A 25,867-nucleotide genomic window follows, 5' to 3' on the forward strand; every position below is an offset into this window, starting at 1 on the left:
CGGACTGGACAACGACGCCCGGCACGGCGCCTGGCGATCCTCCCCTGTTCCCGAACCGCCTGAAACGGACGTTCACATGGAACGGGCCAGACTTCCGCGTACCCGCTTCCCCATCCTGGAGTGATAGATGTCCGACACCGTCAAGAACGAACAAGAGCTGAGCGCCGAGAAAAAAGCCCAGCTCAAAAAAATCATGGAAAAGGATTCCAAGGCCGCCCGCAAACTCAGCGGCCCGTGGGGGTTGTTCATCAGCCTGCTCGGGGTGGCCATGGTGGTTTTCTACTATTTCAACGCGGGGGTGCAATCCACCGCCACAAACTACTACCGCGGCGTATACGTGCTCATCACGTATATCATGGTCTTTCTCTGCTATCCCATGATGGCCCGCTCCAAACGCGAGCGCCCCACCGTGGTGGATATCCTCCTGGCTCTCGTGGCCACGGCCTGCGTGGGCTATTGGATCATCGAATTTCCCGACCTGAACTACCGCATGGGCGCGGAAACCGAACTGGATCTGGCCGTAAGTCTGGTGGGGCTGCTCATCTCCCTTGAGGTGTGTCGCCGTGTGCTGGGCTGGTCCATGACCATCGCGGGCGTGCTCTTCCTCATTTATGGCTATTTCGGCCCGTACTTTCCCGGCGCGCTGGGCCATCGAGGACTGAGCATCCACGACATCGGCATCACCCTGTTCATCTCCCTGGACGGTGTCTTCGGCATAATGGCCAACGTGCTGGTGACCTACGTGATCCTGTTCATCTTCTTTGGCGCGTTCCTGCAAAAATCCGGAGTGGGCAAATTCTTCATTGACTGGCCTTTGGCTCTGGCAGGGCGCACCACGGGCGGACCGGCCAAGGTTGCGGTCATGGCCTCGGCATTCTTCGGCTCTGTGTCCGGTTCGGCCATTGCCAACACCGTGTCCACGGGTGCCTTCACCATCCCGCTCATGAAGCGGGCGGGCTTTCGTCCCCATGTGGCCGGAGCCATTGAGCCTTCCGCCTCCATCGGCGGCATGTTCATGCCGCCCATCATGGGTGCGGGCGGATTCCTTATGGCCGAGTTGACCAACACTCCGTACGTCCAGATCATGAAGATGGCCATTTTCCCGGCCGCGCTCTACTTCCTTTCCGTGCTGACAATGATCCATTTTGAGGCAAAAAAGCATAATATTCGCGGCCTCATGGACGAAGAATTCCCTGGTGCATGGTCCATCTTCAAAAAACACTGGTACAAATCCCTGCCCCTGGTGATCATCGTGGTCATGATGCTCAAGGGCTATTCCCCGGGTGCCTCCGCGTTCTGGGCCACCATGTCCTGCATCGTGATTTCCTGGCTGGACAAGGAATACCGCATGGGTCCCAAACAAATTTGGGAGGCCATGATCCTGGGAGCGCGCAACACCCTGGTCATCGGTGCCACCGTGGGCGTCATCGGCATCATCGTCGGCACCATCGCCAAAACCGGCATCGGTCTGAAATTCTCGGACATCATTATCGCCATGGCCACCAGCGTGCCCGACATGCTCCAGCTGCCCATCGCCATCCTGCTCATCGGCATTGCCTCCCTGGTGCTGGGTATGGGCGTTCCTGTGACCGCCTCCTACCTGATCGTGGCAGTGCTGGCCGTACCCGCGCTGAACGAGCTGTTCCTGCTGGCCGGGGTCTACCCCGTGGCAGAACCCGGACAAATCGCCTACGGCCTGATAGCGGCACACATGATCGTCTATTGGTTCAGTCAGGACTCGAACATCACGCCACCAGTGTGCGTGGCCGCGTACGCAGGGGCGGCCGTGGCCGGAGCCGATCCCTGGAAAACAGGCTGGACCGCCTTCAAATTCGCCAAGCTCCTCTATGTGGTGCCGTTCCTGTTCGCCTATGAACCGGCGATCCTGCTCCACGGAACCACATCGGAAATCCTGCTGGCCTTTGGCAGCGCCATCATCGGCACCATCGCCTTTTCCTCGTTGACCATGGGCTATATGATCCGGCGCACCACGTGGTACGAGTGGATCCTTTTCGCGGCCGGAACATTCATGTGCTACCATCCCAACCGGCTCACGGACCTTGCGGGCATCGGCGTGTGCTTTGGCGTGTACCTGCTGCAAAAGTCCAAAAACATCCGGGATGCGCGCCTGGCCACCGCATAACGGTTTCAGGCGAAACAACGACGGTTCGCAACTGTCTGGTAATCCGACATTCACGGCAATGGGGGGCGGTAATTCCGCCCCCCACAACACGGCCATGGGGTTGACGTACCGCGCTGTGCGATCTACGCAAGGTCATTCCCGGATCAATCACAATCAACACACGTATGGAGGCCGCGACACATGGCGCTGTTCACCAAAGAAGAAGCACTGGAATACCATTCCGCGAAACGGAAGGGTAAGCTCGAAGTCATGTCCATCAAGCCCTGCACCACGCAAAAGCACCTTTCCATGGCCTACTCCCCGGGCGTTGCCGAGGCCTGTCGCGCCATCCACGCGGACGAGGAACAGGTCTACACCTACACCAACCGGGGCAATCTGGTGGCCGTGGTTTCCAACGGAACTGCCGTTCTCGGCCTGGGCAACATCGGTCCCAAGGCCGGAAAACCGGTTATGGAAGGCAAGGGCGTTCTTTTTAAAATCTTTTCGGACATCGATGTCTATGACCTGAACATCGACACCCAGTCCGTTGACGAGGTGGTCAACTTCTGCAAACTGCTGGAGCCAACCTTTGGCGGCATCAACCTGGAAGACATCAAAGCTCCGGAATGCTTTGAAATTGAACGACGACTCATTCAGGAAATGAACATTCCGGTCTTCCATGACGACCAGCACGGCACCGCCATCATTTCGGGAGCGGGTCTGGTCAATGCCCTGGACATCTCCGGCAAGAAAATTGAGGAGATCAAGGTGGTGGTTTCGGGCGCGGGCGCTGGCGCCATTGCCTGCACGCGCTTCTACGAAGCCATGGGCGTACGCCGCGAAAACGTGTTCATGTTCGATTCCAAAGGCCTGCTGCACAAGGGCCGCACCGATCTGAACGAGCACAAGCAGCACTTTGCCCAAGACGCGGACCACGGTCCCATGACCGAGGTGATCAAAGGGGCCGACTGCTTCCTGGGCCTTTCGGTCAAGGACATGCTCACCCCGGAGATGGTCAAATCCATGGCCGACTCCCCCATCATCTTCGCCTGCGCCAACCCGGACCCGGAAATCCCCTACGACGTGGCCAAAACGGCCCGGCCCGACTGCATCATGGCCACGGGACGCTCCGACTACCCCAACCAGGTCAACAACGTGCTTGGCTTCCCCTTCATCTTCCGCGGCGCTCTGGACTGCCGCGCCTCGGTGATCAACGAAGACATGAAAATAGCGGCGGCCCAAGCCCTGGCCGGCCTCGCCAAAGAGCCTTGCCCCCCGGACATTGCCGCGGCCTACGGTGTGGACAAACTGGAATACGGCATCGACTACATCATCCCCAAGGCGCTGGATCCGCGTGTGCTCACCACTGTGGCTCCGGCCGTGGCCAAGGCAGCCATGGATTGCGGCGTGGCTGGACGCGAACTGGATCTGGAGCAGTATAAGGCCGACCTGCGCGCCACCATGGATGCCTCCCGCGCCCGCACCGCCGGTGTGGTGGAGACGTTTGATTACGGATTCTAAATGTGTCGCCCCGTGGAACACCGGCCGGCAGCCACGCCGCGAGGAACGGCGTGAGCGTTGAGACATTCGGATGTGGATTTTTCCGCACCGGAATCACGTTGCTGAAATTCATGCAGCGAATCGTCAGCTGACCGGAGCCTGTCCGCGTTTTTTGATCATACCGCCGCCCACGCCCCGACGGAATATTCCCGAACGGGAAACGGGGCGGCGTTTTTCGTTTCCTCCCCAATCCCCACTGTTTTCGTTTCGCATTGTCAAAACTGATAAAAAAACGTATTTGTTCTGACCATCGGAACAACCCCTGCAAGGAAACTTCGCATGTCAGCTTTTCCGCCCGACCAATTGCGCACCGCCATGTTCGTGGACTTCGACAACATTTTCTCCTCCCTTCAGGAGGTGGATCCGGAATGGGCCCAGACCTTTGCCCGCTACCCGACCCAGTGGGTCCGCTGGATGACCCGGCACAGCACCGCCGGCCAAGGGCTGGGCTGCATCCCCTGCGCTGACGGCAGCCAGGTGGCGCCCCGCCGCATCATCGTGCGCAAGGCCTACATGAATCCCCAGGCGTTTCATGAATACCGCCCCTTTCTGGTCAAGGCCGCCTTTGAGGTGGTGGACTGCCCGCCCCTGACCCAGCAGGGGAAGACCAGCACCGACATCCACATGGTCATGGACATCCTTGAAGCCCTGAACAGCCCCATCCATTACGACGAGTTCATGATTCTTTCCGGCGATGCGGACTTCACCCCCGTGCTCATCAAATTGCGCCAATACGATCGCATGACCACCGTGCTTTCCACGGGCTTTACCTCCCTGGCCTACATTTCCGCCAGCACGCACCTCGTGGACCGGGAAGCCTTCGCCTCCCAGGGGCTGGGATTCGGCGAGCCGGACGCTCCCTCCGCCAACCAGGAACAACAGCGCCTTATCTATGCCGAGGCGCGCCGCATCATCCGGGATATGGTGGCGGAATTCCGCTACCCGGTTCCGTTCGCGCCTCTGGCCCAGGAAGTGCAAAGCGGTTTGGCCGAAAAATTCGGCCAGTCCAACGACTGGTACGGACATGAAAAATTTTCCACGCTGTTGGCCCAGCTGGATATGAACGGGCTGGAAGTCTACTGGACCTTTCCCGGCTACGTGTACGACCCCCTGCGGCACGACTTCAACAAGGAAACCGGCCACGACATCTTCCATGACCGAGCGCCGGAACTGGCACGCGTGGCCCGCAAGGTTCACGAGCTCACGGACGCACCCTACCTGCTGCCGGAACACTACAAAGGACTGTTTGAAACCATTGCCGAGGAAGTTTCGGAAAACGGCTTCAGCCTGACGCGCACCTCCAAAAACGTGCGCGACCGCTGCCGGGCCAAGGGGCTGCCTGTTTCCCGCGCCCAGGTCAATTTCGTGCTCATCGGCATCGGGCATCAGGGCTACCGCTACGGCCGCACCGAGGAGGAAAACCCCTTGGATATCGGCAAGGCCTTTGCCAACAACGTCAATTTCCTGTGCAAAAGCTCCCAGTACAATCTGGAGGGAGCAGACTTGAAGAATTTTCTGGACTGGATCGTGGGCCAGCTGCGCACCCCGCCCGTTCCCTTGCGCTGATCGACCACTGTTTTTCCAAGTCTGCGGTTCGTAAACAAGCTCGGGCCGGAATCAACATGATTCCGGCCCGATTTTTTGGGGAACGCCCACGCAACATGGCACGCAGGCTTATCCTCCCTGTGCTGCCCTCTCGGGATTACTCCTCGGGCCAGCCGCTGCCCATGTCGGCCTGATCCGGGGACTCGTCGTCATATTCGCCATACCCGCCCGACGGCAAAGGCTGCGGCGGTTGCGAGGTGGCGGTATAGGTTCTGGTCCCCTCGTCCACGCGGAACTGGGTCAGAAGCTTACGCAACGTGGCGGCCTGTGCGGAAAGCTCTTCGGACGAAGAAGCGGTTTCCTCGGCCGTGGCCGTGTTCTGCTGGGTGACCTGATCAATCTGACTCAAGCCCTGGTTGATCTGGGAGATTCCTTCCGCCTGCTCCGTGGAGGCGCTGGCGATCTCGGACACAAGGTCCGCGGCTTTGCTCACGGATTCCACAATTTCCCCCAATGAGGACGCGGTGCGCTCCGCAATCTCGGAACCGCGCTCCACCTTGGAGCCGGATCCCTGGATCAATTCAGCGGTCTCGCGTGCGGCCTTGGCGCTCCGGCCCGCAAGGTTGCGGACCTCTTCGGCCACCACCGCAAACCCCTTGCCGTGCTGACCGGCCCGGGCCGCCTCAACTGCCGCGTTGAGTGCCAACAAGTTGGTCTGGAATGCGATTTCGTCGATGACCTTGATGATTTTGCTGATGGCCTGGCTGGATTCATTGATTTCCCGCATGGCCTCCTGCATGGCGGTCATTTCGTCCGCGCCCTGCTGGGCCGAATCACGCGCACCGGCCGCGATGCGGCTGGCTTCTCTGGCGTTGTCCGCATTGTTGCGTGATTGGGAGCTGATTTCCGTCACCGAGCTGGTGATCTCTTCCAGTGAGGAAGCCTGTTCCGTGGCTCCCTGGGAGAGTGCCTGGCTGGACTTGGAAATCTCGTCCGATCCGCTGGCCACCTGCTCCGAACTGGTGCGGATGTTGGCCACCAGATTCTTGAGGTTATCGGCCATGCCCTGCAATGCCTTGCCCAGGGCATCCCGCTCGGACGCCTGAACCACATCCAGGGTCAAATCTCCGTCCCCGATTCGTTTGGCTTCGTCGATCTTGCCGACGATGTAGTTGCGAAGCGAAATAAACGCGCGAGAGACCACACCGGTTTCGTCGCCCCAATGGCTCATGCGGTCCAGGGCCGCGGCCTGCTCCCGGCTCAAATCCGGGTCGCCTTGGGCGATGCGTTCCGTTACCTCGGTGATCTGGACGATGGGTTTGGCAATGCTGCGGGCCACCAGATAGATGATACCGATGAGCAGGAGCAACGAGCCAACACCCAAATAGACGTTCAGCCAAAGAATCCCGTCCGCCTCTTCCGTAATCTTGTGCATGGGGATGACGATGCCCATGTACCAGGGGGTGGGGACTCCGGAAATGTGAATGGGTTCATAGAGATAATATGATTCCAGCCCAGTGCTGGGAGAAACGACTTCCCGCATGCTTCGCTCGTCTTTGCCGAGCACGCTGGTCAGCCATTGCTTATAGTCGCCCTGGGCTACATCCATAATGTTCTGGCCCACGAATTCCTTGTTCGGATGGGCCACGATGTAGCCTTTGTGCGAAACCAGGAAGGCGAATCCTTCATCAAAGGGTTTCACGTCCTGGACCATTTCCTGGAAGGTGCTGAGCACAAAATCGAACCCTGTGGCCCCGATGAATTTGCTGTCCCGAAAAATAGGCACCGTCACCGTGGACATGGTCACCCCGCCGGCCACTTCCGTATAATACGGCTCCGTGAGCACCGGACGGTTGTCGTTTCTCGGCACCAAGTACCATTCCCGGGTCATAACGCGTTCGCGGGTCAGGTTCACGCCCTTGAACTCACCGCCGGTTTTGTAGAAATACGGCGAATAGATCCCGCTCTCATCATGCCATTCATTATAGTTGCTGTAGAGCGCGTCCTTGCCGTCCAGGGCGTTTGGCTCGAATACGACCTGCACCCCGTAGAACATGTCCTCCCCGCGCAAAAGCTGCAGCTGCATTTCGTCGATCACGTCGCGGTCAACGGTATCCGGATTGGCGGCCATGGCCTCCAACACCCCCGCAAGGGTCTCGGACGCTACCAACGCTTTTTCAATGTTCAGCTTCACTTCGTTGCCGAACCGCGCCCCGGTTTCCACGGCGATTTTTTGTGCATTTTTCACAGCCAGCGTGCGGGTTTCCGTCACGGTAACCGCCGCGTAGATGAGAAACACCACAGCGACCATGCTGCATACCGACAGCATGATCTGAAACAACAATCTAAATTTTTTCATCTCTGCCCCTCGTGATCCTGGATGCCCTCACACCCGCTTTGCGCGGATTTCATAGACCATTTCCGATTGTCTCTTTTGTAGCAGAGCCGGCGGGTCGTGTCAGTAAATCTGATGGTATAACCACCATTTTCTTTACCGGCTTACGGGGTTTTGTTTCATCCGCTCCGAAAACACCTTACATCCCGTAGCATTGTCTTTCCCATCACACATAACTTATTTTTTTATCCGTAAAAAAAACGTCCCCCAACGGACATTCCGTCAGGGGACGCTGCAAACGGTTCAAAGGTACAGGAGGAATCAGACCTTGCGGCCCACAAAACGAACCAACGCAAAAATAGCCGCCAGCCCCACGGGCAGAACAATGAGCGGCGAGTAGCCCATGCCCGCGGGAATGTACCCGAAAACAATGGAAACCACTGCCACGCTCAAGGCGTAGAAGAGCTGGGTCTTGGTATGGTCGATGTGGTCGCAAGCCGATCCCATGGACGACAGGATCGTGGTGTCCGATATGGGCGAACAATGGTCGCCGAAGATGGCGCCCGTGAGCACCGCGCCCACGTTGAGCACCACATAGCTGTGACTCGGCTCCACGGCAAAGGCCAGGGGGATGGCCAGCGGCATGATGATGCCCATGGTGCCGTAGGACGTTCCCGTGGCAAAGGAGATGAGCGATCCCATCACAAAAATGATGCTGGGCAGCAGCCAGCCGGGAATGGCCTCGGAAAGCACCGCCACCAGATAGGAGGCCGTACCCAATTCCTTGATCACGCCGGACAGGGACCAGGCCAGCAGCAGAATCACGGCCGTGATGTTCAGGGATTTGATGCCGTGTACCCAGATATTCAGCGCCTTTTCCAGGGTGAATATCCGTTTGCTCACGCCCATGAAGATGGCCACCAACCCGGCGATCAACGCGGCCTGGAAAAGCACCACCGAGGCGTCGGAAGCGCCGAACGCCTCGCGGATGGCTGTAAAGCTCATGGGGGAATCACTCAGGAGCGTCACCAGGGCCGGATCGCCGCCCCCCATGACCGCGTTGTACCCATTGAAATAAAAGCCCAGGAATGCCGCCACAATGAGCGTGCCGATGGGAATAATGGCATTCCAGATGCTCAGTTGGACGTGCGGTTCCGGCTCCAGCTTGGTGGCCTCATCCGCAACCATGGGCTTGGCATTTTTTTCAAGCAGTTCGCCCGTGGTGCGGGCGCGGCGCTCGGCCTTATACATGGGACCGAACTCCCGCAGGAAGATGAACGTCGCCACCACAAACGCCAGGATCAAGATGTTGTAGAACCGATAGGGAATGGTTTCCACAAACACGCCGTAGGCGTTGGCGTCGATGCCGATGATCTGGTAGCCGTCGCGAATCAGGCCGATTTCGTAGGCCACCCAGGTGGAAATCAGGGCGATGCCCGCAATGGGAGCTGCGGTAGCGTCGATCAGGAACGCCAGTTTTTCGCGGGAAATGCGCATCCGGTCCGTGACAGGGCGCATGATCGGTCCCACGGTCAGGGAGTTGGCATAGTCGTCAAAAAAGATGAACAGGCCGAGCAGCCAGGTTACGAACTGGGAGCTGCGCGGGCTTTTCGCCTTGCGCGCCAGCGCCTCGGCAATGGCTTTGGCGCCGCCCATGCGGGAAATCAGGGCGATCAGCCCGCCGATGGCCAGACATTGCAGCACGATTCCGGCATTCCAGGGGTCGGCCAGGGAGGACAGGATTTCTCCGGTCAGACGCAAGAACCCCTGTACCAACCCGTCGTAAATGGCCCAGCCCTTGGCCTCCAGCATGAATGTGCCGGAAAAGACGCCAATGAACAACGACAGGATCACATTTTTGGTGATAAAAGCCAGAGAAATAGCCACCAACGGAGGAATCAGCGTCCAAAAGCCGAAATAATCCGCATTGGCGGGACCAAGGGAAGCGTCACCGGCCCAAACGGGCGACGCAACCAACAACAGCGTCAACGAGAGCAGTGGGAACAATCGCGACAACAAACCACGCATGAAAACCTCTCAATAAAAGGTAAGAAAAAGAAACTATTAGAATTTGAGTGAACTGCAATAAGCCAATCGCCATAAAATTGCAACCTTGGCTCCCCGAAGGCTGAAGATTCGTCAGCAAAACATAAATCTAAGATGGTTTTAAACGTTGTTCACTAACTATTATCCAGTCTGCCGCTTTGAATCGTTCTCAACAGACGGTAAAGCGGCCCAAAAAATAGGGCAGAACCGAAACAAGACGCGTTTGAGCACATAGACACAGGCAGCTCGCACAAAAAAAGGCCGTTTCCAAATGGAAACAGCCTCAAAACAGCATGATTGCGCAGAAAAACGTGCGCCACGGGCAGACCGCGGAAACGGCACGGCCGCCTTTATCGCAGGCAGGCAGGTTGCGCCTGGTCAGGGCCGGATATCCACCCCGATGGGACAATGGTCGGATCCATACACGTCCGACTCGATCCAGGCTTCGGTCACCTTGTTCCGCAATTCCTCGGACACGAAGAAATAATCGATGCGCCATCCCGCGTTGTTCTTTCGCGCGTTAAAGCGGTAGGACCACCAGGTATAGTTGTGCGGCTCCGGAGTAAAAAGCCGGAAGGTGTCCACGTATCCCGCGTCAATGAACGAATCAATCCAGGCCCGTTCCATGGGCAGGAATCCGGAGCGTTCCGCATTGGACTTAGGATTCTTCAAATCAATTTCCGTGTGCGCGGTGTTGAAGTCGCCGCCCACCACCACGGGCTTGGTGCGACGCAGCTCCTCAGCATAGCGCAAAAATTCGTCATAAAAGGCCATTTTGAAATCCAGCCGTTCCTGACGCATCTGCCCATTGGGGAAATAAATATTCAGCAGGTGAAAATCCTCAAACTCCAGGCGCTGCACCCGGCCCTCACCCTGGAACCGCTCGTCCGGCAGGCCCGTATCCACAGCCAGCGGCGGGCGACGAGTGAACACGGCGGTTCCGGAGTATCCCTTTTTGACCCGCGACCAGTTCCAATGACTGATCCAGCCTTCGGGGTCGCGGTGTTCCGCCGGAATCTGATCGGGATGCGCCTTGGTCTCCTGCAGCATGACCACGTCGGCCCCGCATCCGGCCAACCACTCGGGAAAGCCCTTGCCCAGGACGGCTCGAAATCCATTCACGTTCCAGGAAAGAATGCGCACTTGTCCTCCTCGTGTATTCGACCCCACGGGCATGCCTGGCAACGCTCTGCCGCGGCCTTGCTGCCCATGCAAACGGGAACGGCCCCGAGGGGCCGTTTACAAACTGTTCCGCCGGTTCAGGGCAATTTGCACCGCCACCGACCCGGCCGCGGCCAGGACTCCGTTGGAGCGTGGAGCCATGCCGCAACGGTTCGCTAGTCTTCCAGCGAGGAACACTTAATAAAGGCGATGACCGCGATGGTCAAAACCACTCCCGTGAGAAACCAAAAATAATCCATAGCTTCCTCCTTACTCCTCCCGCGCATTCGGGCACGGACGTTTCTTTTCCGCTACCAGATTCCCGCCCCAAAGGAAATAGCAGCGTCCCGGCCTGGACAGGGCGGCGCGGGTTCGGGTACAGCCCGTGCATGCTCCATCATCACGTACTCATCCTCGGGGCCGGCGCTTCCGGGCTGTGTTGCGCTCTATTCGCGGCACGCCGGGGCCGGAGTGTGACCGTGCTGGATCATGGCCCGGTCACCGCGCGCAAACTCCGTATTTCAGGTGGCGGACGGTGCAATTTTACGCACCTGGAAGCGACCGCCCGGGACTATGCCTCGGAAAACCCCGCCTTTGCCACCTCTGCCCTGGCCCGCTTCACCCCCTGGGACGCCGTGGGCCTGCTGGCGGAATTGGGGTTAGGATACGAGGAAAAAAACCCTGGACAGCTGTTTTGCGACCTGGGAGCGCCCGCCCTGGCCCGGAGGCTGGAACAAGCCTGCATTCAGGCCGGGGTGCAGATCCACCCTCGGACGCGCATTCGCCATGCCGAACGCCAGGCAAACCACTATCTGGTCCGCACGGACAAAGGAGACATGACCTGCGATTCCCTGGTGCTGGCCCTTGGCGGTCCTTCCTGGCCCGACGCCGGAGCCACGGACCTGGGACTGACCCTTGCCTCGGGCTTTGGTCTGCGCGTGATTCCCCCGCGCCCGGCCCTGGTGCCGCTGGTCCTGCCGCCGAAAGATCAGACCATGTGCCGCGAACTGGCCGGAGTGAGCCTGCCTGTGGAGCTGGAAACCAACGGTCTTTGCATCCGCGACGACATGCTCTTCACTCATAAGGGCATCAGTGGCCCGGCCGTGCTGCGGCTTTCCCTGCATTGGACCAAAGGACACGCCGTGTCCTTGAATCTTCTGCCCGGCCTGGATCTGGAAGCGCACCTTCGCGAGCACCGCACCGCACGGACCAAGCTCAAAAAACACCTTGCCAGCTTGATCCCGGCTCGGGTGGCCGCCACGCTGCTGCCTGCCGAGCTATCGAGCGCACCGCTTTGCCAGCTCTCCAACGCCGGGATACGCGACGTGGTCCAGCGGCTGCAACGCATGGAGCGCGTTCCCGCACGCACCGAGGGACTGGCCCGGGCCGAAGTGACCGCAGGCGGCGTGGATACCCGCGCTGTCTCCTCGAAGACCATGGAATGCCGAGAACTCCCCGGCCTGTTCCTCATCGGTGAACTGCTCGACGTCACCGGCGACCTGGGCGGCTACAACCTGCAATGGGCCTGGTCCTCGGCTCATGCGGCCGCACAATACGTCTGACCGCCGCATCCCACGCACGGGGCAACCCCAGACCCACGGCTTTTCTTCACCAATCCATCCACCATTCCCGGTCGCTGTTTCCGAGAAAACAGCGTTTTAGCCGTCCCCACGTTCCAAGCAGTGGAACAACGCCATATTTCCACGGGATTTGCTTGCCATTTCCCGCATCTTCCCCAAGAGTGACCTTTTGCAACGGCACCCTGGGCCTTACACACACCACTTGGTCCGCCCCCCCTGCCCGGGATCGACGCCGCGCCACATTCGGCCCGAACCGCCTTGAACGACGGATCATCCAACCCCTGCAACTGTTGTCAGAGAATGCCTCATGTCCCTCTATACACTCTCGCAAATCCTTGTCTGCCTCGCGATCATTTCCGATGCGATTTCCTTTCAGTTTAAACGGCGCAACCGCATCCTGATCTGTCTGTTCGTCTCGGTGACGCTCACGGCCATTCACTTTTTCATGCTGGGTCATTCCACGGCCGGGCTGCTCATGATGCTGTCCGCCATTCGCTATTTGGTGGGGCTGTTTCGCAACTCCAAACGCACCATGGAAGTCTTTTTGGTCCTGACCCTGGCGGCCACGGCCCTGACCTATGAAGGCATGCTCAGCCTGATGAGCTGCGCCGGTTCCCTGCTGCACACCACCGCCGTGTTTTGCAACACGGACAAAAAGCTGCGTCTGGTCATGATGGCCGGAACCGTTGTCTGGATCGTTCACAACGTGCTGGCCGGTTCCCCCGGTGCCGTGCTGCTGGAATCCCTGTTCCTGTGCAGCAATCTCGCCGGGTACTACCGCTACTACATCCGGCGGAAGCATCCTCTGGAGCAATCCTGATCCTCGACCGGCATCCCGGTCCCTCTTCGGCACGAAAAGCGCCGGGAACTCCACTTGGAGTCCCCGGCGTTCCTTTTGATTCGTTCAAGACATTCAAGCGGGAGCGCGGCCCGGCTCAAGCCGCAACCGCATTGCCCCCTCAAAGGCTTCTAATACTCGATGTCATCCTCGCCCACGGGAGCGGAGGCAAAGGTCTTATACGCCCACGCCTGATACGCGATGACGAGGGGTACAAACACCAGGGCCACGCCGAGCATGATCGACAGCGTCAACTCGGACGAAGACGCGTTGTGAATGGTCACGCTGTACTGGGGGTTCGGACTGGCAGGCATAATGGCCGGGAACAACCCCACCACCGCGAACATGGTGGTGCCGATGATGAACGCCAGGGAAGAAAACCAGGCCTTCCACCACTTGCCAGCAGCCATGAACACACGCATAAGCAGCAATCCGCCCACGGGCAGGGCCAACAGCAGGAACAACACAGGGTACTGCTGATAGTTGCTGAACAGCTTGGTGCCGACCCAGCTCCAGGCCAGGAATACCAACACCAGCACCAGCAACACGGGCCACAGTTTGGTGGCCACGTTCACGGCCCGCTGCTGCAACGCACCCTCGGTGCGCACGGCCAGCCAGATGGCTCCGTGGGTCACGAAAATGACCAAAAAGAGCACGCCCCCGGCCAGACCGTAAGGATTGAGCAGCTCCAGGGTGCCGCCCGGGTTCACGTAGTCCGCGTTGAAGGGCAGCCCCTGGAAGATGTTGGCAAAGGCCACGCCCAGCAGGATGGAGGGCAACACACTGCCCAGGAACTGGCAGGTGTCCCAGACCTTTTTCCAGGCCGGACTTTCGATCTTGCTGCGGAACTCAAAGGAAACCCCGCGCAAAATCAAGGCAAACAGCAGGAGCAGCAACGGCGTATACAGCCAGCTGAACATCACGGCATAGGCAAAGGGAAAAGCCGCAAAGGTCACGCCGCCGGCCGCGATGAGCCAGACTTCGTTGCCATCCCAAAACGGACCCACCGAGTTGAGCATGATCCGTTTTTCCTCTTCGGATTTGGCCAAAAACGGCAGGAGCGTTCCCACGCCAAAGTCAAAGCCGTCCAGGGCAAAGTAGACCGCCCAGAGGACGCCCCACAAAATAAACCAGATACCGGCAAGATACAGATGAGTGCTTTCAAGCATTCCGATTCTCCTTTATTGGACGGCTAGGCCTTGTGCGGTCCCTTTCTTGCGGCGCGGACCATAAGGAAGATACCCGCCGCGCCCAGCAGGGCGTAAATCAGAACCATGGCCACCAGAGAGCCGGTCACCTGACCGGGCTGCACAGGGGAGGCCGCGTCCGACGTGCGCATCAATCCGTACACGATCCAGGGCTGGCGGCCCACCTCCGCAACAATCCACCCGGCCTGCAACGCGATGTAGGGCAGCGGGATCATGAAGGGCAGCACGCGCAAAAGCAGACGCTGATCGTCGATGTTGTTGCGCTTGAGCCAGGCCCAGCCACCCACCAGAATCATGAGCGTGCCGATGCCCACCATGACGCGGAAGCTCAGGAAGGTCAGCACGACCGGCGGACGGTCCTCCTCGGGAAAGTCGTTCAGCCCCTTGACCACGGCGTCGGGATGGTTGAAGGCCAGAATGGAGAGCATGGAGGGAATGGGCAGCGCCTCCAGCTTATTTTCTTTTTCCCCGGGAATCTGGAGCAAATACATGGGCGCATTGGCCTGGGTCTCGAAGTGGGCCTCCATGGCCGCAAGCTTGGCGGGCTGCACCTCGGCCACATGGTTGCCGTGGAAGTGGCCCTGGCCGGCCACCACGAGGGAGGCCACCAGCGCGAACGGCACGGCCACCCGGAAGGAGCGGCGGAAAAAGTCCATTTGATTCTTCCGCAGCAGATGCCAGGCGCTGATGCCCACGACAAAAAACGCCCCCAGGGCCAGCGAGCCGGTCACGGTGTGGACGAACTCGTGCCAGGCAAAGGGATTGAAAATGACGGCCCAGAAATCCACCAGCTCGGCACGCGGTCCGGCTGCGGTCTGGACGATTTCATACCCGGTGGGATCCTGCATGAACCCGTTGGCGATGAGAATCCACACTGCGGAAAGATTGCCCGCAAAGGCGATGAGCCAAGCGGCCACGCAGTGCGCCTTGGCCGAAAGACGCTTCCAACCGAAGGCCCAGACCGCCACAAAGGTGGACTCCAAAAAAAAGGCCGCAGTGGCTTCAATGGCCAGCAGCGAACCAAAAATGTCCCCCACGAACGTGGAGTACCGGGACCAGTTGGTGCCGAATTGGAATTCCAGCGTGATGCCCGTGACCACGCCGAGAGCAAAGTTGATGAGGAAGAGTTTTCCCCAAAACTTGGCCATGCGCTGGTACACCTCGTTGCCGGAACGCACATACATGGTCTCCATCACCGCGATGAGCACCGAAAGTCCCAACGTGAGCGGCACGAAGATGAAGTGGAACATGGTGGCCGCGGCAAATTGCAGCCTGGACAGCATGACAACGTCCATACCCAAAACCCCCTTTACATATATTTCCTTTCAAAATTCATGGTTTCGGCACGATACCAAAGACCAAAATAAAATCAATAAGAATTACCATTCCTATTTTTATGGCCCGCTGTGGGTCAAACGGACCTTTGATCCCCGGATTTCGGCGCTTCCCATGCTCCGCTGTCCGCCGGACGGACCAGAGTAGTAAGAATGTAGCTTGAATTCACAAGCATAAGCAAGGGAAAAGCCTTTTTCGTAGAATCATCAGCCAGGACATGTCACAGCGCATGAAATCCCACTACAAGAGGGCAAAAAAAGATCAAAACGTACCTCGCCCGGAGTGCGCAACAACACTCCGGGCGAAAATGATTCCAAATTTCGTAGGATTATTCAGAACAACGCAGGCTCAACGGCTGCCCTGTAGCCTCGAGCACGGCCCGCCAGTAATTGGACCGGGTATTGATGCTCTTCTTGCCCCGGGTGATCAGGGAGAAGGGAATATGGACGAACCGGCCGTTCCACTTGCTGACCACCATGCCGGTGCGCCCGCTCATGGCCGCGTGTACCGAATGCGCCCCCAGGAAGCCGCAATAGATCCCGTCCGCGCTGTTGGCCGGAACCGAACGGATGATGTAGCTGGGATCAATGTATTTGAGCGTGATCTCCGTTTCCCGCTCCTGAAAATACTTTTTGATCTCCGCGCAGAGCATGGAACCGATGTCGCCCAGGCGCACGTTGCCCGAGGCATCGGTGCCGTGAATGTCCTTGAACATATCCTGGCCCGCGCCCTCGGCCACCACAATGACCGCGTGCCCCCGGTCGGCCAGACGCTTTTCCAGCGCATCCAACAGGCCGCCGGACCCATGCAGGTCAAACGGTTCCTCCGGCACGAGCACAAAATTGACGTCCCGCAGGGCCAGGCACGCTTCCGCGGCAATGAATCCGGCATTGCGACCCATGAGCTTGACCACGCCGATGCCATTGGGTCCGCCCAGTGCCTCGGTATGCGCACAGCGGATCGCTTCGGTGGCCTTTTGCACGGCCGTGTCAAAGCCGAACGTCTTGGCCACGAAACTGATGTCGTTGTCAATGGTCTTGGGTACGCCCACCACGGCAATGCGCGCGTCCCGGTCCGCGATTTCCTGCTGCACCTTGGATGCGGCCCGCATGGTGCCGTCCCCGCCGATCATGAACAGAATCCCGATGTTCATCCGTTCCAGCGCGTCCACGATCTCCTCCGGAGATTGCGGCCCACGCGAGGAACCGAGCATGGTGCCGCCGAACTCGTGGATGTCTCCCACGCTGCGGGGCGTCAATTCCTCAAAATTATAGCCGTGTTCCGGAATGAATCCGGCCAGACCGTAGCGCACGCCGAAAACCGCTGGCACCCCGTAAAAATGATGCGCTTCCAGCACGATGGAGCGGATCACGTTGTTCAACCCCGGACACAGCCCCCCGCAGGTAACCACCGCGCATTTGGTCTTGGAGGGATCGAAAAACAATTTTTCCCTTGGCCCGGCATGCTCAAAGACCACGGGCTGGGCCGCGCCCTCCCCATCCCTGGCGCAGTACCGCGCATCCCGGTAGACCTCCACGAAAATGGAATCATCCTCATCAATGTACCGCTCCAGCTGAAGCGGGGATTCCACGCTCGCCAGGCCAAGCGTCCGTATTTCCGTGTCCTCGGGGGACAATGGTTCGAATCGAAAACTGCGGGTATGCATGAACCACTCCTTTTCAGGCTTGCGAAAACAATGTATGCATTGTTCTAAACAGTAATTCTTACCCCGGGCCAGTGGGAAAAACAAGGGCGTTCCAAATGCAAGACGCCCGCACATACGCACAGGTCGAAATCATGGACGAGAACGGCTGGAAACCGTGGATGCCTCTGGGTGATGAGGACGACCGGGTCGCGCAACGGCTCATGGGCCTTCGCCGCATGGCGCGACATCACGGTACGTTTGTGGGAACTCCGGCGGCGGACGTATTTGAGGACGGAGAGGAACTGACCTTCCTCCTGGAGGTTCCCGGCGTGGACCTGGAACAAATCCAGGTTGATGTGGGTGACGGCGCCCTGCATATCTCCGGGGAGCGGCCCATTTCCGCTGAAAACGTCACCTACCACGCTTTGGAACTGGAATACGGTCCCTTCCAACGCAGCTTTATGCTCCCCTCGGACGCGGACCCCCACAGCGTAAGCGCCGTGCTGAAAAACGGACTCCTGCGTGTGACCTTACGCCGCAAACCCAAGACAAACCGACGCATCCTTCCGGAATAACCCGCTTTGGCCCTGTGGCGCGCTCTTGACTCACGGACCGGAGGCACTATCCTCTTACCGAATGTCGGAAAGCCCCGGTGCCAAGACCGCACCCCCTTATAGGCGGCACAACGCACCAGCGCGTGCCCTTTCGCGGCTCTACGTCGGACTTTCCTCCAATGTCCCCACGCGGACACAACCCGGAAAACGCGTCCACCGCGATCGCATAGAAGGATAGCATGAGCAGCCAAATAAAAACCCTAATTCTCCTGGCGGCCCTGTCCGCCATCATTCTCTTTCTCGGTGCGGCCATGGGCGGCCGGGCCGGATTGATCTTTGCCATGATTCTGGCCCTGGGCATGAACTTCTTCAGCTACTGGTATTCGGACAAAGTGGTGCTGCGCATGTATCGCGCCCAAATTCTGGAACCGCATGAGGCGCCCCAGTTGCACGCCATCGTGGAAGACCTGGCTCGCAATGCCGGTATCCCCAAACCCCGCGTTGCCCTGATCCCGCAGGACTCGCCCAATGCCTTTGCCACGGGGCGCAATCCCGAAAACGCGGTTGTGGCCGTGACCAGTGGCATTCTACGCCTGCTGACCCAGGATGAACTGCGCGGCGTGCTTGCCCATGAAATGGGTCATGTGGCCAATCGCGACATTCTGATCCAGTCCGTTTCCGCGGTGCTGGCCACGGCCATCATGTTCGTGGCAAGCATGATGCGATTTGCCGCTTTTTTCGGCGGTGGAGACGATGACGAAGGCGCCAATCCCCTGGCTGCCATCCTGCTTTCCATCCTCGCGCCCGTGGCCGCCACGTTGATTCAAATGGCTATTTCCCGCTCGCGCGAGTATCTGGCCGATGAGACCGGGGCCAAACTCTGCGGCAGTCCCCTGTCCCTGGCCTCGGCCCTGGCAAAACTCCAACAAGGCGCGGAGCAACGCCCCCTCCAGGGCAGTCCGGCCACAGAAAACATGTTCATCGTCAACCCGCTGTCCGGACGCAGTCTGGCCGGGTTGTTCAGCACCCACCCGCCCGTGGAGGAACGCATCGCCCGGCTCAAGGATATGGCCCGGCGCAGCTGATTCCCGGCCGAACATCGGAGACGCCATGCCCAACCAGTCCGTCCCCCCCTCCGGCCCGGTTCCGGTTTTCCAACCGCAACGCATCCCGGTCTTGTGCCATGTCCTGCTGCCCTGCCTGCTCGCGGTCCTGACCCTGGCAACAACCGCCCTGGCTGCCCCGGAATCAGAGAATCCCCGCCGGACCCGGGTGGTACGCGCCGTGGAAGCCGCGGCCCCTGCCGTGGTGAACATCACGGCCCTGCGACAACAACGTGGCAACACCCGGCCCGGAATCCGGCCCCGCTCGGCAAAACGGGGCGGAAGCATGGGGTCGGGCGTGATCATCGACGGCCAAAAAGCACTGGTGCTCACCAATGCCCACGTCATTGACAACGCTGCCGAAGTGCTGGTGCGCCTGCTGGACGGCCGGGAATTTCAGGCGGAACTGGTGGGGTCGGACCCGGATTTCGATCTGGCCGTGCTCAAGCTGCAAGACGCCAGAAACCTGCCGGAAATCGAGATGGGAACCTCCTCGGACCTGCTCATCGGCGAACCTGTCATCGCCATCGGCAACCCCTTTGGCTACGCCCACACCGTGACCACAGGCGTTGTATCGGCCCTGAACCGCTCCCTGACCAGCCGGGACGGCACGTTCACGGACTTCATCCAGACAGACACGGCCATCAACCCCGGCAATTCCGGCGGCCCGTTGCTGAACAGCCTGGGCCAACTCATCGGCATCAATACCGCCATCCTGGCCGAGGGCCAGGGCATCGGCTTTTCCATCCCCATCGACAAAGCCAGACGCGTCGTGGATGAACTGTTGGTTTCAGGCTATGTGGCCCCCATCTGGCTGGGCGTTTTCGGCTCGGACCTGGATCCGGCCACGGCCTCGGCTCTGGGGCTGAAAAGTCTGGAAGGACTGCTGGTCACGGACGTGATCAACGGCACACCCGCGGCTCAGGCGGATATCCGGCCCGGAGACGTGATCCTGCGCATCAACCGCAATCCGGTCACGGACCGCCGCAACTATGTGGACCTGCTCCGCAACCATACGCGAAACGACTCCCTGCGCGTGCTCCTCCATCGGCAGGGGCGCGAAATTTCCGTGGGACTCCGGCCTCAGGCGCTGAATCTGGAACAAACCCTGCGCCTGACCGAACATCGCTGGGGCATGCACATCGCGCCGCGTCCCTCCGGACACAACGGCGGCACGCGCATTGAACGCGTGTTGCCCGACACGCCAGCGGCCCGCCTCGGTCTGCAGCAGGGAGACATCCTCCTCCGCGTGGGCAATGTGCGCGTGCGGGAAGCCGCCGACCTGGCCACCGCGTTTCTCTACTACCGGCTGCAACACACCCTGCTCATGCGGGTGCAGCGCGGCAACGGGCTGTATTATGTAAAAATGAACGTGACCCCCTGAACCAGATCACCACCAGAAGACCGCAAAAACAGGGCGCGTCCGTTTTGAACTCCGGACAGATGCCCACGGGAACCGAATCAAAGGATCTGCCATGCCATCCCACTCTCAGGACCAGTCAGACACAGTTCTGCCGCATCTCGCCCCCCTCGGCCCGAACCCGAACCAGGACCGGGAATACTGGAACCGGGTGGCTCCGGAAAAAAACTTCACCACCCCTCTGCCCCTGGAACTGCTTCAGGAGCGCCTGACTCCGCAGGCCCGCATCCTGGACTACGGCTGCGGATACGGCAGAACGCTTACGCTTCTGGAACAATTCGGCTTCACCCGGACCCTGGGCCTGGATTTCGCCCTAGCCATGCTCCAACGCGGCCGCAGGGAGCATCCCCACTTGCAACTGGCTGCCTGCGGTCCGGGCCGGGTGCCTCTGCCGGACCAGAGCATGGACGCGGTCCTGCTTCTGGCCGTGCTGACCTGCATACGCCATGACCGGGACCAGCGCTCCCTACTGGACGAATTGACACGCGTGCTGCGCCCCGGCGGATTCCTGCTGGTGAACGACTTTCTGTTGGCCCCGGACCAACGCAACCAGGAACGCTACGCCCGGTTCGCCGAAGAATTCGGCACCTACGGCGTGTTCGCCATTTCCGGCGGCGGCGTCATGCGCCACCACGACCCGGCCTGGCTGGACCAGCTTTTTACCGGCTGGCACCCGCTGATCCGCAAGGAAGCCACCTTCACCACCATGAACGGCAACAACGCCCGGGGCATCACCCTGATGTTGCAACGTCCCTGACTCCGGCGGAGGACCAAGGCACCAGGAACGCAAAAACGCCCCGGCAAGCCGAGGCGCTTTGTTTCCCCAAAATGGGAAAAGTATTCGGGGAGCAGACAATGCCCCTGGAACATTATTTTCCAGCCATCCGCTGTCGCACGGTTTCCAGCAACGTGGCCGCCACCACTTCTTCGGAGAGCCGCGTGGTATCCACCACCACAGCGTCCGATGCCGCACGGAGCGGAGCCACGGCCCGGTTGCGGTCCTGCTCGTCCCGGGCGCGAATGCTTTTGGTCAGCGCCTCCAAATCCGCCTCCCGGCCCATGGCGCGCAGTTGCTCATACCGGCGACGCGCCCGTTCCTCGGGATCCGCATCCAAAAAAAACTTCATCAGGGCATTGGGAAAAACCACGCTGCCCATGTCGCGTCCCTCGGCCACCAAGGAAGAACGCTCACCCACAGCACGCTGGGCCGCCTTCAAAAAATCACGGATCACCGGGAGCTTGGCCACGTGCGAAGCCCACATACCCACTTCCTCGGTGCGGATTTCCGCCCCCAACGGCTCTCCATTCAAACTCAGGCCGGAATCCGCGCCCGAGCCATGAAGATCAAACCGGATTTCCTCCAGGGCGCGGGCGAGCCGGTCCGCATCCCATTCCCAGGCATTGCGGCCCAGACGCCAGGCCACGCCCCGAAACATGGCGCCCGTGTCCAGATAGGGAATCCCCAAGGCCTCGGACAAGCCCTTGGCCATGGTGGATTTGCCCACCCCGGCCGGACCATCCAACGTCACCACGACATGATCCATCAAAGCAGCTCCCGACAGGCGGACACAAAGGCCCGGTTTTCCGATTCCGTTCCCATGTTCACCCGGATGTGGTCGGGCAGGCCGAAACTCTTGAGGTGACGAACAATTATCCCACGACGCAGCATGCCCTCAAAAAACACTGTCGCGTCGCTGGGCGGCCGGAACATCAGAAAATTGGCCTGGGACGGGGTAACCTCGCAGCCCAGCGCTGCCAGCTCCCGGCCGAGATAGTCGCGCCCTTCGCAGACCACCCGCAATGTTTCGGAAAGAAAGACCTCGTCCTCCAAAGCGGCCAAACCGGCGGCCTCGGCAGGCAGGTTCACGGTAAAGGGAATGCGCGCCCGGCGCAGATACGAAGCCAGCCACGCGGGCATGATCCCATAGCCCAACCGCATTCCGGCCAGACCATAGGCCTTGGAAAACGTGCGCAGCAGCACCAGGTTGTCCAGCTCGGCCAGTCGCGGCGCCGCTTCATAGATATCCTGGGGTTCGGCGAACTCCGCGTACGCTCCGTCCACCACAAGCAGCGCTCCTTCCGGCAAGGCACGGGACAATTTCGCGATTTCATCGGCCGTGGCCGCCAGCCCCGTGGGGTTATCCGGGCTGGTAAGAAACACCAGGGCCGTGTGCTCGTCCGCGGCCCGGGCCAGATGCTCCATGGGCAACCCCAATCCGTGCTCCCGGGGAATTTCGCGGTATTCCACGCCGCAGAGTTTCGCACACATGCGGTACATGCTGAAGCTGTGCTCATAGCAGACCACATTGTCCCGGCCCGGTTCCGCCACCACGCGGTAAAGCATGTCGATAATCTCGTCGGACCCGTTGCCCACCACCACCATGTCCGGCTCCACGCCGAGGCGCTCGGCCAGGGCCGCGGCCAGACGGGGCGAATGGTTCTGCGGGTAGCGGAAGACCTCGGCGGCCTTTTGGCCCAGAACCTTTTGCACCACGGGGGAAACACCGAGGGGGTTTTCATTGCTGGCCAGTTTGATGACCCGCTCCACTCCGTATTCCTCGCGAATATCCTCCAGGGTCAATCCCGGGGTGTAGGGCTTGAAATCCAGAATCTGCTTGCGTACACGCTCTTTCATCGTTCCTTCCTTGGGGTACCCGTTGAAAAAGGGACCGGCGCCGACTCCAAAAAAAAGACACGGCCCAACCGGGCCGTGTCTGTTATAATCTTTCCGTTGCAGCGTAAAGAGCCTGCCAGCCACCCAGTAACCGGAACCTTGAACCATTGTGGCGGCCGTCTGCCCAACGCCGCGAAACGACGTGCGCCTTTTAGTCCGGGCGGACCGTCACCACCGGACAACGGGCCGACTTGACGACCTTTTCGGCCACGGAACCGAACAACACACGGTCGATCCCCTTCCGGCCATGGGTGCCCATGACGATCATGTCCACCTCTTCCTGCTTGGCCAGTTCCAGCACTTCTTCGGCGGCGTAGCCGGTAAGCACCTTGCCGCTGGCGTTCAGCCCCTGGAACTCATTTCCGAGGAACTCCTCCATGGTGCTTTCCGCGCCCGTGACGATCTCCCCGACGAATTCGTCGATGGAGCTGGCCGGAACCTTGAAGCCCACGTATTGACTCAGGCTCGGGGCCACGTAAACGCAGAGCACCTGGGCATCGAACGCCCTGGCCATGGTGCTGGTGTAGGCGGCGACCTTGGAGCTGTGCTCGGAAAAGTCCACGGCGCAAAGAATCTTCTTGATCTCAGGCATATTTTGCTCCTTCTCAGTATGAATGGTTGCGTCGAATTTCAATTCTTGGTTTTAGATATATCATGACTGAAACCGAACTGCCATGACTTTTCAGTTAAATTTCAAATGCAACCCACCCGGACAGGACGCATTTGCGCCAAATGCCGCCATATCGTATCCTGTTCGGGCCGCACCGGAAGAAACGTTCGGTCCCGGCAACACCCAAGACGATCGCTTCGGCAGTTTTTTCCTCTGGCGCAGAACAAAAAAGCTACGATATGAGTGTATTACGCATAATAAACACATTGGCAAACCTCTTGCATCCGTCAAGGAAACCACAGGATGAGGAGTACGAACATGAAGATCCATCCTGACCAGATCGAGGGTGTCCGTCAGTCGCAACAACAGCAGCAGACGGACAAGACCAAGCAGCCCTCCACGTCGTTTGACGACCTGCTCGGGCAGGAGGTGGCCAAGTCCGCCGAAGTCGCCAAGACACCCGGTGCAACCCCGGCCACACCGCTTGCGGGCGTCAATCCCCTGCTCGGCCTCCAGGCCGTGCAACAGGTCCAATCCACGGACGCGGGCCAAGCGGCCGCCAAAGTGGAAGCCGCCCTGGACGGCATGGACAACTACACGGAAAAGCTCCGTAATGTCGCCCCCGATGGAAGCGGCTTGCGCGAGGCTCACTCCGCGTTGCAGAACATGCAGGGCCAGGTGGACGGACTCAAGTCCGTGGCCGATCAGGAACCCGGGCTGCGAAACATCGTCAATGAACTGGAAGTGCTGGCTCGTACCGAGCAGTTCAAGTTCAACCGGGGGGACTACCTGGGCTGATTCACCACCCGCCCGGGGCGCCCCCCGCCCTCGATGGACTCCAATTGACCGCTGCTCCCAAGGAACAGCGGTTTTTTTTCAGCATTCCATCCGATTTCGCGCCCGTCCGGCAGCGCAAGACCAAAAAAAGGGATTCCAAAATATTGCGGACCCTTGGGCCGCCGGAAACATCCCCCTATTTTCCAGCGGACAGGCTCTCGCCAAGAGAGCGGTATTCCGGTCCACTCGACTGCAATATGGATTGCCAGAGCACAAGGCGCGACACGGCCATGCACGGCCATTGCCAGGCTTCGGCCATTTCAATGGCCTGATCCCAGCGTGCCTGGCGGGAATCGCGCACACGGCAGAGGGTCAGGTGGGGATGATAGGGTCGTTGATCGGATTGCAGGCCAAGCGGGACCAGAGCGTTATTCACCTGTTGCGCCAGCCGCGTCAGCTCTTCGGCGCCACGCCGAACCCCGGCCCAGAACACACGCGGTCTGGATGGTTGCGGAAACACGCCCGCCCCGCCGAATTGCAATTCAAAAGGATCCCAGACCAGATTTTGCAACGCCGCAAGCATGTCCGGTATACGCTGTTCGGGTACGTCGCCGCAAAATTTCAAGGTCAGGTGCAGACGTTGGGAGCTGGGGCAGGAGAGCCGCGCTCCGTGCAGCGGGCCGGATGCGGCGCGCAGTTGTCCTACCAGTTCCACGGCCTTTGCGGCATTGCGGGAATCCAAAGGGATTCCCGCAAAAACGCGCATGGTTGATTCGGAATTCGACATGCGCCCTCCGGTTTCGGGGGGACAGCAAACGTGAGGAAGGTTCAGCGCAAAAAGGCGCGCAACCCCTCCAGGGCCGCGAAGGTAGCTTGCTCGCGCACGGCCTGTCGGTCGCCCTCGAAATGAAACAGTTCGGTGCGTTGATTTTCCTGAAAATCAGCCCAGGCCATCCAGACGGTTCCCACGGGTTTGTCCTCGGTGCCGCCGTCGGGTCCGGCAATGCCTGAAACCGCCACGGCCACATGCGCCCCGATGGTCCGCAACACGGCCGGGGCCATGATGGAAACCACTTCCTCGCTCACGGCTCCCACGCGGGAAAGCAGATCCCCGGAAATGCCGAGCAGGGCGATCTTGACATTATTCCCATAGGCCACCACGGACCCGGCATACCAGTCCGAGCTTCCCGGGAGTTCCGTACATTGCGCGGCCACCAGTCCGCCGGTGCAGGATTCAGCCGTGGCCATTTTCCAGTGCCGCTGGCGCAGCATCTCGCCGACGTCGGCGGTCACTTCCATTAAGTTTGCATTCATTTTTTACCTCGCCTTCACCCCACCATATCAACCCGGCCTC

The 25,867-nt window shown here is 59.8% G+C and carries 21 protein-coding genes; 10 read left to right on the forward strand and 11 right to left on the reverse strand.

What is annotated here, in order from left to right:
* Nucleotides 1-127: 127 nt before the first annotated feature.
* The 3 genes from B5D49_RS02075 to B5D49_RS02090 all read left to right on the forward strand — a co-directional run bounded on the left by B5D49_RS02075 (nt 128) and on the right by B5D49_RS02090 (nt 5,248).
* Nucleotides 128-2,143, forward strand: coding sequence for a TRAP transporter permease (locus tag B5D49_RS02075; protein WP_078715975.1), 2,016 nt, complete (start codon nt 128-130; stop codon nt 2,141-2,143).
* Nucleotides 2,144-2,323: 180 nt separating this feature from the next.
* Complete coding sequence (locus B5D49_RS02080) at nt 2,324-3,643, forward strand: malic enzyme-like NAD(P)-binding protein (RefSeq protein WP_078715976.1); 1,320 nt, start codon at nt 2,324-2,326, stop codon at nt 3,641-3,643.
* Nucleotides 3,644-3,961: 318 nt separating this feature from the next.
* Complete coding sequence (locus tag B5D49_RS02090) at nt 3,962-5,248, forward strand: NYN domain-containing protein (protein ID WP_078715978.1); 1,287 nt, start codon at nt 3,962-3,964, stop codon at nt 5,246-5,248.
* Nucleotides 5,249-5,384: 136 nt separating this feature from the next.
* Here B5D49_RS02090 and B5D49_RS02095 read toward each other — a convergent pair whose 3' ends face one another.
* The 3 genes from B5D49_RS02095 to B5D49_RS02105 form a co-directional block, all read right to left on the reverse strand.
* A complete protein-coding gene (locus B5D49_RS02095) occupies nt 5,385-7,586 on the reverse strand; it encodes a methyl-accepting chemotaxis protein (RefSeq protein ID WP_078715979.1) in 2,202 nt (733 codons plus the stop codon).
* A 297-nt stretch (nt 7,587-7,883) separates the two neighbouring features.
* Nucleotides 7,884-9,590, reverse strand: coding sequence for a Na+/H+ antiporter NhaC family protein (locus B5D49_RS02100; RefSeq protein ID WP_078715980.1), 1,707 nt, complete (start codon nt 9,588-9,590; stop codon nt 7,884-7,886).
* 396 nt (nt 9,591-9,986) lie between these two features.
* Nucleotides 9,987-10,751, reverse strand: a complete 765-nt coding sequence (locus B5D49_RS02105; protein ID WP_200806754.1) for an exodeoxyribonuclease III — start codon at nt 10,749-10,751, stop codon at nt 9,987-9,989.
* Between the two features lie 407 nt (nt 10,752-11,158).
* Between B5D49_RS02105 and B5D49_RS02110 the strand changes: the two genes are divergently transcribed.
* Together B5D49_RS02110 and B5D49_RS02115 are read left to right on the forward strand one after the other, a co-directional pair.
* Entirely contained in the window at nt 11,159-12,331 is a 1,173-nt protein-coding gene (locus tag B5D49_RS02110; protein WP_078715982.1) for a BaiN/RdsA family NAD(P)/FAD-dependent oxidoreductase, read from the forward strand.
* A gap of 325 nt (nt 12,332-12,656) precedes the next feature.
* Nucleotides 12,657-13,169 carry a YgjV family protein gene (locus B5D49_RS02115; RefSeq protein ID WP_078715983.1) on the forward strand — a complete coding sequence of 171 codons (513 nt, stop codon included), beginning with the start codon at nt 12,657-12,659 and terminating at the stop codon, nt 13,167-13,169.
* A gap of 149 nt (nt 13,170-13,318) precedes the next feature.
* Here the strand turns inward: B5D49_RS02115 and cydB are convergent, their stop codons facing one another.
* The 3 genes from cydB to B5D49_RS02130 all read right to left on the reverse strand — a co-directional run bounded on the left by cydB (nt 13,319) and on the right by B5D49_RS02130 (nt 17,396).
* Entirely contained in the window at nt 13,319-14,356 is a 1,038-nt protein-coding gene (cydB, locus tag B5D49_RS02120) for a cytochrome d ubiquinol oxidase subunit II (RefSeq protein WP_200806755.1), read from the reverse strand.
* Between the two features lie 23 nt (nt 14,357-14,379).
* Nucleotides 14,380-15,690, reverse strand: a complete 1,311-nt coding sequence (locus B5D49_RS02125; protein ID WP_078715984.1) for a cytochrome ubiquinol oxidase subunit I — start codon at nt 15,688-15,690, stop codon at nt 14,380-14,382.
* Between the two features lie 368 nt (nt 15,691-16,058).
* Nucleotides 16,059-17,396 carry an ATP-dependent 6-phosphofructokinase gene (locus B5D49_RS02130; RefSeq protein ID WP_078715985.1) on the reverse strand — a complete coding sequence of 446 codons (1,338 nt, stop codon included), beginning with the start codon at nt 17,394-17,396 and terminating at the stop codon, nt 16,059-16,061.
* A 95-nt stretch (nt 17,397-17,491) separates the two neighbouring features.
* Between B5D49_RS02130 and B5D49_RS02135 the strand changes: the two genes are divergently transcribed.
* From B5D49_RS02135 to B5D49_RS02150, 4 genes are all read left to right on the forward strand, one after another.
* Nucleotides 17,492-17,950: an Hsp20/alpha crystallin family protein gene (locus B5D49_RS02135; RefSeq protein ID WP_078715986.1), complete on the forward strand. Its 459-nt coding sequence runs from the start codon at nt 17,492-17,494 to the stop codon at nt 17,948-17,950.
* Between the two features lie 218 nt (nt 17,951-18,168).
* On the forward strand, nt 18,169-19,014 hold the full coding sequence (htpX, locus tag B5D49_RS02140; RefSeq protein WP_078715987.1) for a zinc metalloprotease HtpX: 846 nt from the start codon (nt 18,169-18,171) through the stop codon (nt 19,012-19,014).
* 25 nt (nt 19,015-19,039) lie between these two features.
* The gene (locus tag B5D49_RS02145; RefSeq protein WP_078715988.1) at nt 19,040-20,416 is read left to right on the forward strand and encodes a trypsin-like peptidase domain-containing protein; all 1,377 of its coding nucleotides are present in this window, start codon (nt 19,040-19,042) and stop codon (nt 20,414-20,416) included.
* A gap of 91 nt (nt 20,417-20,507) precedes the next feature.
* On the forward strand, nt 20,508-21,209 hold the full coding sequence (locus B5D49_RS02150) for a class I SAM-dependent methyltransferase (RefSeq protein WP_078715989.1): 702 nt from the start codon (nt 20,508-20,510) through the stop codon (nt 21,207-21,209).
* A gap of 112 nt (nt 21,210-21,321) precedes the next feature.
* Here B5D49_RS02150 and cmk read toward each other — a convergent pair whose 3' ends face one another.
* From cmk to B5D49_RS02165, 3 genes are all read right to left on the reverse strand, one after another.
* A complete protein-coding gene (gene cmk, locus B5D49_RS02155) occupies nt 21,322-21,996 on the reverse strand; it encodes a (d)CMP kinase (protein WP_078715990.1) in 675 nt (224 codons plus the stop codon).
* A complete protein-coding gene (gene hisC / locus B5D49_RS02160) occupies nt 21,996-23,087 on the reverse strand; it encodes a histidinol-phosphate transaminase (protein ID WP_078715991.1) in 1,092 nt (363 codons plus the stop codon). Before hisC ends, cmk begins: the two co-directional genes overlap by 1 nt.
* Nucleotides 23,088-23,277: 190 nt before the next feature.
* Nucleotides 23,278-23,718 carry a universal stress protein gene (locus B5D49_RS02165; protein WP_078715992.1) on the reverse strand — a complete coding sequence of 147 codons (441 nt, stop codon included), beginning with the start codon at nt 23,716-23,718 and terminating at the stop codon, nt 23,278-23,280.
* A gap of 336 nt (nt 23,719-24,054) precedes the next feature.
* Between B5D49_RS02165 and B5D49_RS02170 the strand changes: the two genes are divergently transcribed.
* Nucleotides 24,055-24,534, forward strand: a complete 480-nt coding sequence (locus tag B5D49_RS02170; RefSeq protein ID WP_078715993.1) for a flagellar assembly protein FliX — start codon at nt 24,055-24,057, stop codon at nt 24,532-24,534.
* 175 nt (nt 24,535-24,709) lie between these two features.
* Here the strand turns inward: B5D49_RS02170 and thpR are convergent, their stop codons facing one another.
* Together thpR and B5D49_RS02180 are read right to left on the reverse strand one after the other, a co-directional pair.
* Nucleotides 24,710-25,300, reverse strand: coding sequence for an RNA 2',3'-cyclic phosphodiesterase (gene thpR, locus B5D49_RS02175; RefSeq protein ID WP_078715994.1), 591 nt, complete (start codon nt 25,298-25,300; stop codon nt 24,710-24,712).
* Nucleotides 25,301-25,341: 41 nt separating this feature from the next.
* Entirely contained in the window at nt 25,342-25,827 is a 486-nt protein-coding gene (locus tag B5D49_RS02180; protein ID WP_078715995.1) for a CinA family protein, read from the reverse strand.
* Nucleotides 25,828-25,867 lie beyond the last annotated feature (40 nt).

The organism is Paucidesulfovibrio gracilis DSM 16080 (assembly GCF_900167125.1).
Taxonomy (GTDB): domain Bacteria; phylum Desulfobacterota; class Desulfovibrionia; order Desulfovibrionales; family Desulfovibrionaceae; genus Paucidesulfovibrio; species Paucidesulfovibrio gracilis.

Excerpts from the sequence above, each read along its gene's own strand:
- B5D49_RS02075 (WP_078715975.1), top strand. The coding sequence starts at position 128 with ATGTCCGACACCGTCAAGAACGAACAAGAGCTGAGCGCCGAGAAAAAA.
- B5D49_RS02080 (WP_078715976.1), top strand. The coding sequence starts at position 2,324 with ATGGCGCTGTTCACCAAAGAAGAAGCACTGGAATACCATTCCGCGAAA.
- B5D49_RS02090 (WP_078715978.1), top strand. The coding sequence starts at position 3,962 with ATGTCAGCTTTTCCGCCCGACCAATTGCGCACCGCCATGTTCGTGGAC.
- B5D49_RS02095 (WP_078715979.1), bottom strand. The coding sequence starts at position 7,586 with ATGAAAAAATTTAGATTGTTGTTTCAGATCATGCTGTCGGTATGCAGC.
- B5D49_RS02100 (WP_078715980.1), bottom strand. The coding sequence starts at position 9,590 with ATGCGTGGTTTGTTGTCGCGATTGTTCCCACTGCTCTCGTTGACGCTG.
- B5D49_RS02110 (WP_078715982.1), top strand. The coding sequence starts at position 11,159 with ATGCTCCATCATCACGTACTCATCCTCGGGGCCGGCGCTTCCGGGCTG.
- B5D49_RS02115 (WP_078715983.1), top strand. The coding sequence starts at position 12,657 with ATGTCCCTCTATACACTCTCGCAAATCCTTGTCTGCCTCGCGATCATT.
- cydB (WP_200806755.1), bottom strand. The coding sequence starts at position 14,356 with ATGCTTGAAAGCACTCATCTGTATCTTGCCGGTATCTGGTTTATTTTG.
- B5D49_RS02125 (WP_078715984.1), bottom strand. The coding sequence starts at position 15,690 with ATGGACGTTGTCATGCTGTCCAGGCTGCAATTTGCCGCGGCCACCATG.
- B5D49_RS02130 (WP_078715985.1), bottom strand. The coding sequence starts at position 17,396 with ATGCATACCCGCAGTTTTCGATTCGAACCATTGTCCCCCGAGGACACG.
- B5D49_RS02135 (WP_078715986.1), top strand. The coding sequence starts at position 17,492 with ATGCAAGACGCCCGCACATACGCACAGGTCGAAATCATGGACGAGAAC.
- htpX (WP_078715987.1), top strand. The coding sequence starts at position 18,169 with ATGAGCAGCCAAATAAAAACCCTAATTCTCCTGGCGGCCCTGTCCGCC.
- B5D49_RS02145 (WP_078715988.1), top strand. The coding sequence starts at position 19,040 with ATGCCCAACCAGTCCGTCCCCCCCTCCGGCCCGGTTCCGGTTTTCCAA.
- B5D49_RS02150 (WP_078715989.1), top strand. The coding sequence starts at position 20,508 with ATGCCATCCCACTCTCAGGACCAGTCAGACACAGTTCTGCCGCATCTC.
- cmk (WP_078715990.1), bottom strand. The coding sequence starts at position 21,996 with ATGGATCATGTCGTGGTGACGTTGGATGGTCCGGCCGGGGTGGGCAAA.
- hisC (WP_078715991.1), bottom strand. The coding sequence starts at position 23,087 with ATGAAAGAGCGTGTACGCAAGCAGATTCTGGATTTCAAGCCCTACACC.
- B5D49_RS02165 (WP_078715992.1), bottom strand. The coding sequence starts at position 23,718 with ATGCCTGAGATCAAGAAGATTCTTTGCGCCGTGGACTTTTCCGAGCAC.
- B5D49_RS02170 (WP_078715993.1), top strand. The coding sequence starts at position 24,055 with ATGAAGATCCATCCTGACCAGATCGAGGGTGTCCGTCAGTCGCAACAA.
- thpR (WP_078715994.1), bottom strand. The coding sequence starts at position 25,300 with ATGTCGAATTCCGAATCAACCATGCGCGTTTTTGCGGGAATCCCTTTG.
- B5D49_RS02180 (WP_078715995.1), bottom strand. The coding sequence starts at position 25,827 with ATGAATGCAAACTTAATGGAAGTGACCGCCGACGTCGGCGAGATGCTG.